The 12765-nt window shown below is 42.3% G+C and carries 10 protein-coding genes; all 10 read left to right on the top strand.

Features of this window, described 5'->3' with window-relative positions:
* Nucleotides 1–122: 122 nt before the first annotated feature.
* The 10 genes from uxaC to LCD32_RS14930 all read left to right on the top strand — a co-directional run bounded on the left by uxaC (nucleotide 123) and on the right by LCD32_RS14930 (nucleotide 12737).
* A complete protein-coding gene (gene uxaC, locus LCD32_RS14975; protein WP_060781405.1) occupies nucleotides 123–1559 on the top strand; it encodes a glucuronate isomerase in 1437 nt (478 codons plus the stop codon).
* Nucleotides 1560–1626: 67 nt separating this feature from the next.
* The gene (locus LCD32_RS14970; protein WP_058213615.1) at nucleotides 1627–2637 is read left to right on the top strand and encodes a LacI family DNA-binding transcriptional regulator; all 1011 of its coding nucleotides are present in this window, start codon (nucleotides 1627–1629) and stop codon (nucleotides 2635–2637) included.
* Between the two features lie 58 nt (nucleotides 2638–2695).
* Nucleotides 2696–4147, top strand: a complete 1452-nt coding sequence (locus tag LCD32_RS14965) for a tagaturonate reductase (protein ID WP_060781404.1) — start codon at nucleotides 2696–2698, stop codon at nucleotides 4145–4147.
* Nucleotides 4144–5637: a UxaA family hydrolase gene (locus tag LCD32_RS14960; RefSeq protein WP_060781403.1), complete on the top strand. Its 1494-nt coding sequence runs from the start codon at nucleotides 4144–4146 to the stop codon at nucleotides 5635–5637. Before LCD32_RS14965 ends, LCD32_RS14960 begins: the two co-directional genes overlap by 4 nt.
* Nucleotides 5638–5657: 20 nt before the next feature.
* Nucleotides 5658–7049: a glycoside hydrolase family 28 protein gene (locus LCD32_RS14955; RefSeq protein WP_060781402.1), complete on the top strand. Its 1392-nt coding sequence runs from the start codon at nucleotides 5658–5660 to the stop codon at nucleotides 7047–7049.
* Between the two features lie 171 nt (nucleotides 7050–7220).
* Nucleotides 7221–8171, top strand: a complete 951-nt coding sequence (locus tag LCD32_RS14950) for an ABC transporter substrate-binding protein (protein WP_045034579.1) — start codon at nucleotides 7221–7223, stop codon at nucleotides 8169–8171.
* Nucleotides 8137–9195 (top strand): FecCD family ABC transporter permease, encoded by a 1059-nt coding sequence (locus LCD32_RS14945; protein WP_060781401.1) that lies wholly within the window; start codon nucleotides 8137–8139, stop codon nucleotides 9193–9195. Before LCD32_RS14950 ends, LCD32_RS14945 begins: the two co-directional genes overlap by 35 nt.
* Nucleotides 9192–10478 (top strand): heme ABC transporter ATP-binding protein, encoded by a 1287-nt coding sequence (locus LCD32_RS14940; RefSeq protein WP_224564128.1) that lies wholly within the window; start codon nucleotides 9192–9194, stop codon nucleotides 10476–10478. The genes LCD32_RS14945 and LCD32_RS14940 overlap by 4 nt, the downstream gene beginning before the upstream one ends.
* A 179-nt stretch (nucleotides 10479–10657) precedes the next feature.
* Entirely contained in the window at nucleotides 10658–11560 is a 903-nt protein-coding gene (dapA, locus tag LCD32_RS14935) for a 4-hydroxy-tetrahydrodipicolinate synthase (protein WP_082181658.1), read from the top strand.
* A gap of 4 nt (nucleotides 11561–11564) precedes the next feature.
* On the top strand, nucleotides 11565–12737 hold the full coding sequence (locus LCD32_RS14930; protein ID WP_224564124.1) for an iron-containing alcohol dehydrogenase: 1173 nt from the start codon (nucleotides 11565–11567) through the stop codon (nucleotides 12735–12737).
* Nucleotides 12738–12765: the final 28 nt, after the last annotated feature.

Here is a 12765-nt window from a genome sequence, read left to right as displayed (position 1 = left end):
TCTTTTCTAAAGGAAATCGTTTTTTCTTGTTTTAGGATTGAAATCGATTTTGTAAACGATTACAATAAAATTGTTAACGTGAACAAATTGATTTTCATCATTATAAGAGATGGGGGAGTTTGATGAAAGCCTTTTTAGATGAGCAGTTTTTATTAAACAGTCAAACGGCGGAAAAGCTATACCATGAGTTTGCAAAGAACCTTCCGATTATTGATTACCATTGTCATTTAAGTCCAAAAGAAATCTATGAAAATAAAACGTTCCAAAATATAACCGAAGCATGGCTTTACGGAGATCATTACAAATGGCGCGCCATGAGAGCAAATGGGATACCTGAAACACATATCACAGGGGATGCCTCAGATGATGAGAAATTTTTAGCATGGGCGAAAACTGTTCCGATGACGATTGGAAATCCTCTCTATCACTGGACCCATCTAGAGCTAAGACGATATTTTGATGTCGAAGAACTTTTGAATGAAGAAAGCGCAGACATCATCTGGAAAAAAGTAAATGAAAAGTTGCAAGGAGACGGATTTGGTGCGAGAGATTTCATTGTGAAATCAAATGTTGAAACGGTTGTGACGACAGACGATCCGGTTGATTCGTTGATTTATCACCAACAACTGCGGGAAGAAGGCTTTTCTGTGCAAGTACTGCCAGGGTTTCGACCAGATAAGGCATTAGATATCACAAATGACTTGTTTATCGAGTATGTTCATCAGCTGGCGGAGGTTTCATCTATCAAGATCGAATCCTATCAAGACTTCATAAAAGCACTTCATATGCGAATCGATTTCTTTCATGAACAGGGCTGTTTGATTTCAGATCATGCCATCAATGAAATGACGTACGAAGACACGACGGAAGAAGAAGCTACGATCATTTTTCATAAAAGAATGTCTGGACATCCATTGACGGAAAAGGAGAAGGTTCAATTTAAAACGCACACATTCATTGAACTAGGTCAGGCATATGCTCAGCGGGGATGGGCGATGCAGCTTCATATCAATGCGCTCAGAAACAACAATTCAAAAATGTTTGAGCGGCTTGGACCAGATACCGGATATGATGCAATGAATGATGAAGACATTGCAAAACCTCTTTGCCGCGTATTAGATCGGTTAGAACAAGCACATGCATTGCCAAAAACCATCCTCTATTCCTTGAATCCAAGGGACAATGTGGTGATTTCAACGATAGCTGGAAGTTTTCAAGATGGAAAGACTCCTGGGAAAATGCAGCATGGAACAGCCTGGTGGTTTAATGATACAAAGCAGGGAATGACAGAGCAGATGATGGCACTTTCCAGTATCGGACTGATCAGCCGATTTATTGGGATGCTGACAGATTCACGAAGCTTCCTGTCTTACACAAGACATGAATATTTTCGTAGACTGTTATGTGACATCATTGGAGATTGGGTGGAAAAAGGTGAAGCGCCTAATGATCTCAATTTGCTAGGGGGAATGGTAAAAGGAATCAGCTATGAAAATGCAAAGCAGTATTTTCAATTTGAACGGGCAAATGAGCTTTCGCATAAAAGCAAGATGATATGAACAAAAAGCAAGAATATGAAAGCGTTTTTATGATAAGATGATAAAAAATCATAAAAGGCGGAATAGCATGACAGTCACAATCAAAGATATAGCAAAATTGGCAAACGTTTCTCATACCACAGTATCAAGGGCTTTGAATAACAGTCCTTTTATTAAAGAGAAAACAAAACAAAACATCTTGTCGATTGCAAAACAGCTGAATTACTCACCGAATGTCCATGCCAGAGGCCTTGTCTCGCAAAAATCATTTACAATTGGTCTGTTTTTTACGAGTTTAACAGAAGGCACATCCTCAAGTTTCTTTGTTGATGCATTAAAAGGCGTCAACAGTGTGATAACAGAAAACTATCATTTGGTTGTAAGAGGAATTGACGATTTTCACGATTACACAACCATTCATAAACAGCGGTATGATGGTATTTTGCTCATGAGCCAAAGCGAGCATGATGAAGCGTTTATCCATCATGTGAAAAAGCAGGGAATTCCCATTATTGTACTGAATCGCCGTGTAGAAAGTAATCAAGTGATGAATATATTAGCGGATGATGGTGAAGGGGCATATCAAGCTGCACACTATTTCATTCAGCAGGGGCATAAACAAATTGCCATTATTGAAGGGAAAGAAGGTTTTAAATCCACACAGGAAAGAAAAGCTGGATTTTTGCAAGCACTCATTGACCATCATGTACCCATGAAGAAAGAATACATGATCATAGGCGACTATCATATGAAGAGCGGCTATGAATCAATGGAAGCCTTACTCACTCTTGATGATCCGCCAACTGCCCTTTTTTGCTCAAACGATGACATGGCGATTGGTGCGATGAATGCATTGTTTGCAAAAGGTAAAAGGTGTCCTGATGATCTCTCTATTATCGGATTTGATGATATTTCATTTTCATCTTATACAACGCCTGCCCTCACAACAGTCAAAAAGCCAATTGAAAAAATGTGTGCGCTTGGAGCAGAAGCCATCCTTTCAGTTATCAACGGTGAAAAGCAAGAAGACGATCATCTGGAAAAAGTGTATGTCCACACAGAGCTGATGATTAGAGATTCAGTCAAAAAGGTGCAGTAATCAGCATCTTTTAAATGAAAATGTTCACGTGTGCAAAAAATGCGGGGAGGAAAAGCATTTGAGACGATTATCCAAAGATGTGTACCCAGTGGCTGAATATCCTGAAACCATTCTACAAATTGGCGAAGGGAACTTTATGCGGGGATTTATGAATTGGCAGATCCAGAAGCTAAACGACTGTACAGATTTTAAAGGAAGAGCAGTGGTTGTTCCTCCTCGAAAAGGATCAGTGACCGCTCTAAATGAACAAGATGGTTTGTACACTTTATGTATTCAAGGATTTCATGACCAAAAAGAAATGAACGAACGGATGGTCATTCAATCCATCAGCAGGGGAATCAGCACATATACAGATTATGATGCCTTTTTACATGTAGCGGAAAGTCCTGATGTGCGCTTTGTCTTTTCTAATACAACAGAGGCAGGACTTGTGTTAAGAAAAGAGGACCGATTAGAAGATCGGCCGCAAGCAAGTTTTCCAGGAAAGCTGACAGCCTTCTTGTATCACCGCTTCAAAGCTTTTTCTGGAGATGAGAAAAAGGGCTTGATCATTTTACCTTGTGAATTGATTGAACAAAACGGTGATCGATTAAGAGAATATGTGATCACAATGGCAGCTGAGTGGAATCTTCCGCCTGATTTTGTGGCTTGGGTCAAGGAAGCCAACACGTTCTGTAATACGTTAGTTGATCGGATTGTCCCAGGATTTTCTCAGAAAGCAGCGGAGACTGTTCAAAAAGAAGAGGGGTATATCGATGAATTGCTTGTCACGGCAGAATATTATCACCTGTTTGTCATTGAAGCACCTCCGTTTGTTCAAAAAGAGCTTCCTTTTCAAGATGCAGGGTTAAACGTACTTTTTGTGGAAGATATCGCTCCTTATCGAATGAGCAAGGTTCGCATTTTAAACGGTGCACATACAGCGATGGTGCCGATTGCATATGCATGTGGCTTGGATACTGTCAAAAAAGCGGTGGGTGATGAGCATGTTGGTGTGTTCATTCGCCGCATGCTTGAGGAGGAAGTGTTGCCAAGTTTGCCACTTCCTGAAGAAGAGCTGCTTCTTTATACACAATCCGTTTGGGATCGATTCTGCAACCCTTTTGTCAAACATCAATTACTTGATATTGCCTTAAATGGTGTATCGAAATTTCGGGCGCGTATTCTCCCGTCTCTTCTAGATTATATAGAGCTAAAAAAACAGTTGCCTACGAAACTTATGTTCTCACTGAGCAGTTTGATTTATTTTTATCAAGTCCATGCAGATCAAATAAAGGATGATGAGTCTGTGATGACATTCATGAAGGAAGCATGGGAGGAAGTGGACCATTCCTATGAATCAATGGTCGATCGACTTCTTTCAAACGAAGTTTTATGGGGGATGGATTTGACGAGGATCGTAGGGCTGAAGGATGCAGTAGCCGAGCAGCTCACCTTCATACATGAAAATGGCATGAGAGCTGCTGTTCACCAAATACTTCAATATGAAAGTCAGGGGGAGAAGGCATGAGGGACTTTGTTGTGATTCATCCTTCAGATAATGTTGGCATCGCTTTAAAAGTGCTTGAGCAAGGCGAAGAGCTTCAGCACCAAGGTCATACAATCATTTTAAAAGAAACCGTTGCTAAAGGTCATAAATTTGCATTGGCTGAGATCAAAGAAAAAGAGAATATCATCAAATATGGCTACCCCATTGGTCATGCATCCACTGCGATTTCGACTGGAGAATGGGTGCATACGCACAATATCAAAACGAATCTATCAGGTAAGCTCGATTACGAATACCGCCCTTCTTTAACAGAAAACCCCTATGAAAAAACGAATCTGACATTCAAAGGGTATAAACGAAAAAATGGCGCAAGTGGTATACGAAATGAGCTTTGGATTGTCCCAACAGTTGGGTGTGTCAATGGCATTGCCGATCAAATCATTCAAATATTTACTGCTGAAATGGGGGGAAGCATCCATCCTTTTGAAACGGCGTTAGTATTAAAGCACAATTATGGATGCTCCCAACTTGGGGATGATCATGAAAACACAAAAACCATTCTTCAAAATGCCGTAAAGCACCCAAATGCTGGAGGGGTTCTCGTTCTAGGGCTTGGCTGTGAAAACAATGACATTGAGGATTTTCAGGCTACATTAGGGGAGTATGACCAGACGAGGGTGAAATTTTTAAGAAGCCAAGAAGTAGGGGATGAGATTGAGACAGGTGTCGCTTTGCTCAAGGAAATTTATGACGCAGCGAAAGAAGATCAGCGTGAAGACATTCCGTTATCTGAGCTGAAAATTGGCTTGAAATGCGGAGGATCAGATGGGTTTTCAGGCATTACCGCAAATCCACTTTTAGGTAGACTGTCCGATTTTATTGTGGCTCAAGGCGGAACCACCGTCTTAACAGAAGTACCGGAAATGTTCGGGGCTGAAACGATCTTAATGGAGAGAGCGGAATCAAAAGCGACATTCGACAATATTGTGCAGATGATCAATGATTTTAAACAATACTTTATGGATCATCGACAGCCAGTATATGAAAATCCTTCCCCGGGAAATAAAGCAGGAGGAATTTCGACATTAGAAGATAAATCTCTCGGCTGCACACAAAAAGCGGGTACTTCCGTTATAAAGGATGTTTTAACATACGGGGAGCTGCTAAAACGAAAAGGATTGAATTTATTAAGTGCGCCTGGGAATGATTTGGTTGCTTCATCTGCTCTCGCAGCGTCTGGCTGTCAGCTCGTCCTCTTTACAACAGGCAGAGGCACACCGTTTGGCACATTTGTTCCAACGATGAAGGTATCGACCAATACCGCGTTATATGAAACAAAAAAACATTGGATAGACTTTAATGCGGGGGAATTGCTTGAGGATGTATCAGAAGATGTGGTGCTAGAGAAGTTCATTGCCACGGTGATTGATGTGGCGAGTGGAAAGCTGTTAAATCATGAAAAAAACAATTTTAGAGAGCTGGCTATTTTTAAAACAGGTGTGACACTTTAAGACGTCTGGGGGATGAGGAAATGTCTAAAAAACGGAATTTGATGTATGTGACAGCAGGAACAGTACTAACAGGAATTGGACTCGCACGTTTAGCAAAGCAAGGGAAAAAAGACAAAGAAACAAATGGCATAGATCAGGTGTTAAAGCAGATAAAAGCGCCAAAGTTCCCAGATCGTGAATTCAATGTCATTCATTATGGTGCAGATAACAAAGGGATAGAGCTTTCGACAAATGCTATTCAGTCTGCCATCGATGATGCACACCGTTTGAAAGGAGGGCGTGTGCTGATTCCTGAAGGGACATTTTTGACAGGCGCTCTAGAATTGAAAAGCAATGTAGAGCTTCATCTTCATGAAAACGCCTATGTGACCTTCAGCCAAGATACTTGTGATTATCTCCCGCTTGTTCTAACAAGATATGAAGGCATTGAGCTCTATAATTATTCACCACTTATTTATGCCCATCATGCAGAAAACATCGCGATTACAGGAGCAGGCACGCTGGACGGGAGAGGGGATGAACACCACTGGTGGCCTTGGAAGTATGGAACAAATGGTCAACCCTCTCAGGACCGGGATCGTCAGCTTCTTTTTGAAATGGCTGAAAAAAGAATACCAGTGGAAGAAAGAGTGTTTGGTGAAGGACATTATTTAAGATCAAGCTTTATCCAGCCATACAATTGCCAAAACATTCTCATTGAAGGAGTAACCGTAAAGGATTCACCGATGTGGCAAGTCCATCCGGTGTTAAGTGAAAACGTCATCGTCCGCGGGGTGAATATCATCGGTCATGGCCCAAATACAGATGGTGTGAATCCAGAGTCGTGCCGACATGTGCTCATTGAAGATTGTTATTTTGATAATGGCGATGATTGTATTGCCATTAAATCGGGCAGAAATGAGGACGGCCGGAGAATCGGTGTTCCATCTGAAAACATCGTCATTCGTAGAAATACGATGCGTGATGGTCATGGCGGAGTAACGATCGGGAGTGAAATCTCTGGAGGCGTCAAGTATGTATATGCAGAGGATAATGTCATGGACAGTCCGAACCTCGACAGGGCATTGCGCATTAAGACCAACTCTGTCAGGGGCGGTACCATTGAACACATCTATTTTAAAAACAATCTAGTAAAAAGCTTAAAGCATGAGGTGGTCTGTATCGACATGATGTATGAGGAAGGGGATGCCGGTCCGCATAGGCCTGTAGTCCGTCATATTGAAGTAGAAGGGTTAAAAAGCAGCGGAGGGCGATATGGTGTCAAGATCGCCGCATACTCACATTCCCCGGTCACACACTTTAAAATGAAAGACTGTGTCATTGACGATGTCACGTACCCTCTTTCATTAGAACATGCAGTATCTCCTTCATTTCAGAAAGTTGTCATTAATGGTGAACATATGAACCAATAGCGGAAGTGAAAACAGCCACGTCAAAGGCTGTTTTTCTTTTACAAGGACAGACAAGACGTATTCGGAATCACATATACAACCTATCTGCACTGTAGTATAATATTCCCGAAATTAGAAAAGAATTGACGAAAGAGATGACGTCAAGCAGTACATAAAGCAGGGGGTTTATTGATGAAGAAGTTAACTGGTATTTGGCTATCATTGTTACTTGTGATCGGTGTTTTAGCAGGGTGTGCAGGTGCGGAAACGGACCAAAAAACAAACAGTTCAAAGCCTAAAGAGACAGCGGCTGCCGCATTTCCTGTATCCATTAAAGATGCAGCTGGTAAAACAGTTGAAATCAAAGAACAGCCTAAACGAATTGTTTCGTTAATTCCAAGTAATACAGAGGTTGCCTATGCCCTTGGTCTTGGAGATAAAATCGTTGGTAGATCAGACTTTGACAACTATCCAAAGGAAGTAGAAAAGGTCGAGAAGATTGGCGGTCTTGATTTTAATGTAGAGAAGGTTATTTCCTTAAAACCTGATCTTGTCTTAGCACATGCATCACAAATGAGCTCAAAAGACGGATTTAAACAGCTTGAAGATGCAGGTATTCAAGTGCTGACTGTTAATGATGCAGCTTCCTTCAAAGATGTGTATAAGTCTATTAATATGATTGGTGAAGCAGCTGGCGTAAAAGAGGCATCAACGAAGCTTGTAGATGAGATGAAATCAAAACTGAATGACATCAAAAAACAAGCAGAATCCATCTCCAAAGACAAACAAAAAACAGTTTTTGTCGAAGTATCAGGTGCGCCTGAAATTTATACAACAGGTAAACAAACGTTTATGGACGAAATGCTGTCTGTCATTCATGCAAAAAATGCTGCTGGCGACCAAACAGGCTGGGTGCAAATGACGGAAGAATCAATTATTAAACGAAATCCTGATGCTATTGTTACGATTGATGGCGCAAGCTTAGCTGATCTGAAAAAAAGAGACGGCTGGAAGGCGATCAAAGCAGTCAAAGAAAAACAAGTCTTTCAATTGAATACGGATCTGGCATCACGACCGGGACCGCGATTGGTTGAAGGAGTGGAGGCTCTTGCGAAAAGTATCTATCCTGACACGTTCAAATAAAATCATCATCGCATACACAGCAAGTGTTTTACTTCTTGTGGTGAGCATTGGAATGGGAATCTCATTTGGCAGTTTAGGGATTCCCATTCCTTCTATACTTCGGATCTTTGTTCATGAAGTATTTGGAATTCAGGCCGGAACCATTGATGCAATTGACCGCAATATTATGATGAATATCCGGCTGCCGAGAGTGATATTAGCGGCGTTAGTCGGAGCAGCTCTGGCGTTATCTGGTGCAGCCTTTCAAGGTTTATTAAAAAATCCTCTCGCTGACCCTTATACACTTGGGGTATCTCAAGGGGCATCTGTGGGGGCTGTAGCCACATTGTTTTTCAGTTTGCAGTTTCCTTTGCTCGGCAGTTTTACACTGCCTTTTTTGAGTATGACAACAGCGCTTGTCACACTATGTCTCGTCCTCTTTTTTGCCCGTCTGGTTCACCGAAGAATGAGCATTTCTTCTTTAATTTTGACGGGGGTCATCTTCAGCTCTTTTTTAGGAGCGCTCATTTCATTAATGATTGCGTTAACAGGTGATGATTTAAAAGAGATTATTCATTGGCTTCTAGGCAGTGTGTCTATGAGAGGCTGGCGATATATTGCTCTTTTCCTTCCTTTTTTCCTCATTGGTACATTTGCATTGATCTTGATGGGAAGAGATTTAAATGTGATGACATATGGCGAAGAAAAGGCAAAACTGTTAGGGGTTCATGTGAAACGGAGCAAATATGTGGTGTTGCTTGCTGGTTCGATTCTGACTGGAAGTGCGGTGGCTGTGTCAGGAACGATCGGATTTGTAGGACTGGTGATTCCGCATTTTATCCGTCTTTTATCCATTACGGATCATCGTCATTTGCTGCCTTTGTCGATGCTGAATGGTGCTTCCTTTCTCGTTTTAGCAGATGTGCTCTCCCGTACGATCATTGAACCGACTGAATTGCCTATTGGCATCATTACAGCGTTAATTGGTGCACCTGTCTTTGGCATCATCCTCATTCGCAGATATAGAGGAGGGACGCATCTATGATTCAAGTGAAGGAAGTTAGAGGAGGATATGGAGAAAAAGAGGTCATTCACGGCGTGAGTTTTGAAGTGGAGCGAGGGGAATTCCTCGGCATCCTTGGTCCAAATGGGAGCGGTAAGACGACACTGCTTAAAATGATCGCAGGTATTTTAGCACCTGAGAGCGGCCAAGTAACACTAGATGGCCATCCAGTTCAATCCTACCGGCCAAAGGCACTTGCGCAAAAATTGGCGGTTCTTCCCCAGACGACCGATCAAGCCTTTTCATTTACAGTGGAAGAAACGGTCCAGTTTGGGCGTTATCCTTATCAGAAAGGGTGGCTGCAATCTGTTACAAAAGAAGATATCGAGATTGTCAGCAAGGTGATGGACCAAACAGATATTGCTCAATTTAAGGATCAATCCATCCATGAGCTAAGCGGTGGAGAACAGCAGCGGGTTTACTTAGCTCAAGCGCTGGCTCAGTGCCCTGACTATTTATTGCTGGATGAACCAACCAGTTTTCTTGATTTAGCTTATCAAAAAGAGTTACTCGATTTGATTAAACAAGAGACGGTTTCCTCTAACTTAACGGTGATCGGTGTGTTTCATGATGTGAACATTGCCAGTTTGTATTGTGACCGTCTGCTTTTGCTGAATGAAGGAAAGACGGACATGCTGGGAGAACCGCATCATGTGTTGACCACCGAACGGGTGAACCGGGTGTATGAAACAGATGTAACACCTCTCCAACATCCACTGCGGGCAAACCCCCAGCTGGTAATTGAACCTGCGTCCATCTCCGAACATTCAAGGCTGAACTTAGCGGATGGGTGGAAAACATATGGCGCGAACGGAATGACATTTTCTACTCATCAGCCATTGCGCATCCTTTCATCACATGAGAAAAGCGGGGGTTTCTTTTGGACACGGTCCCTTGGAACGGGAACTGAAGCACTCCATGACATGCTGGATGATGAGGAAGGGTACTTATTTCTTGGTCAATCTGATGGGCCGAAGCAATACGTCGCTGAAGATGATGATGAAGATGTCCTTCTTTACGGGATGCATCAAGAAGGAGAGCTGTCCGTTTGGCTTGTGCTGAAAGGAACGATATCAGATGGTGCGTCTGTCCAGCTAATGGGCGAGCTGATGCACTTCATTAAACAAGAGACAAGTGTCCAGGTACATCATCTTTGTATCGCTGCTGCCAATGCAGAAGAAAAGGAGCATACTGCTCATTTACATGAAAGAGTCAGACAGAAAGTGAAGCATCTTCTTCATACGTTAAATGCAATGAAAAAGTGAACCGGTTGGTTCACTTTTTTTGTTGAAAACATCAACATCTACTTATGTCATCCACTGAATATTTGAAAAAAACGAAAAATATGTTGCTAAATAAATCATATTGCTTTTATAATAAGAATCATGAAAGCGTTTTAATAATTAGTTGTTTAAAAATGCAACAAACGGAAGGGGAGGATCATTTGAACATTCAGGGAATCATTCCAGCCATTTTGACACCGCTTACAGAAGAAGAGCATTTTCATCCAGAAGTGACAAAGCAACTCATTGATCATTTAATCGACTCAGGTGTGCACGGCATCTTTGCTTTAGGGACAAACGGCGAATTTCATTTGTTTTCAGAGGAAGAAAAGCTTCAAATTGCTGAAACTGTTGTAAAGGCTGCGGGCGGCAGGGTGCCTGTATACATGGGAGCAGGTGAGAATAGCACTGATGCAACCATTAAGCTGTCAAACAAGTTCGCAGAATTAGGCGTAGATGTCTTGTCGGTTATCACCCCTTATTTTGTTGCGCCATCACAAGAGGAGCTGTATGAGCATTTTCGTCATATTTCAGAAAATGTGACCATCCCCATCTTACTTTATAACATTCCATCAAGAACAGGTGTGTCACTTGCGCCAGAGACGGTTGCAAGGCTCAGCGTCCTACCGAATGTGTTAGGTATTAAAGACAGTAGTGGAGATATTGCCAATATCAAAGCGTATCTCGATGTCACAAAGGATGAAGAGTTTGTCGTGCTTGCAGGAACGGATTCCCTCATTTTAGAGACATTGAAGCTAGGCGGAACAGGTGCAGTGGCGGCAACGGCAAATGTGCTTCCCAAAACCGTCGTTGGCATTTATGAATCGTTTCAGCAAGGAAATCTTGACCAAAGTGAGCAATGTCAGCAGCAGCTGCAGCCGTTAAGAGCGACATTCACATTAGGAACGTTACCAGCACCTTTGAAAAAAGCAGCTGAACTTTCAGGGATTCCTGTAGGTCCGCCAAAAAGCCCGGTCAAAGCATTATCCGGCGAGGCTTTAGAAGCTGTGATGAACATGATGGAGAATTATCGGATACAAGCAAAAGCAGCAAAGGAGTCGTGAAGAGATGACAATATCACAATATCACTTTCAAACGGCATCATACATTGTTTCTGGCGCCCACTCTCTAGAGCTCCTTGGGGAGAAACTAGAGCTATTAGGACTTAGCAAATTGAGATCGATTTTTATTTTAACGCAGCCATCCATCGTATCTCTTGGTTACGCAGATCAAATCAAAACAGAACTTGCGAAAAAAGGGATTGCGAGTGAGATCAGCACAGAGATTAAGCCTGAACCAACGGAAGAAAATATCGAGGACGTATTCCAGACATTTTTAAAAGGGGAGCATGAAGCCATTATTGGGATTGGTGGCGGGAGTGTGCTGGATGCGGCCAAAATATTAGCTGTTCTAAAGACGAATGATCAGCCAATTTCTGATCTCGTTGGCACGAACCTTGTTAAAAAAAGAGGAATTCCAACGATTCTCATTCCAACAACCTCAGGTACGGGATCAGAAGTGACACCAAACGCGATTGTTACCTTTCCGGAAAAAGAATTAAAAATTGGCATGGTCAGCCCATACCTTTTGCCTGATCTTGTGATCTTAGATCCCGCACTGACACTCAAATTGCCAAAAGCCATTACCGCAGCTACAGGGATGGATGCGTTTACGCATGCGCTTGAATCGTATATTTCAAATAAAGCCAATCCATTTAGTGATATGTTTGCACTCGAATCGATGAGGCTCATTTCAGGAAGTATTCAGGAGGCCTATCATCACGGGGATAACATGACAGCAAGGGAAGATATGCTGGTTGGTGCCATGTATGGCGGGATGGCGCTCACAAGTGCTGGAACCGCTGCTGTTCATGCAATGGCTTATCCGTTAGGGGGGAAATACAAGATTTCACACGGTGTCGCTAATTCCATGTTGCTTCCTCATGTTACGGCGTTTAATGCAGACCATATCAAAGATCGTCTTGAAGATATTGCTAGAGTGATAGGGATCGAAGAGAAAGGCTCAAAGCATACGCTTGCAGAGCAAGTGATTCGTCAAATTGAAGAGTGGACAGCGGATTTACACATTCCTCAACAACTCAAAGCCTTCGGTGTGTCAAAAGAAGATGTGCCGGCACTTGCTGAAGCTGCTTCAGAGGTGAAGAGATTAATGGATAACAACCCGAAGCCGATGTCTGTCTCTGATATTGAACAGGTCTACATGAAACTGCTCCACGTTTAACACTTCATACGTCACTGGGATGGGACAT

The organism is Bacillus sp. RSS_NA_20 (assembly GCF_020165915.1).
Lineage (GTDB): Bacteria > Bacillota > Bacilli > Bacillales > Bacillaceae > Bacillus > Bacillus altitudinis.
Note: the sequence above shows the minus strand (reverse complement) of the source record. Positions and strands in the feature narration are given on the sequence as shown.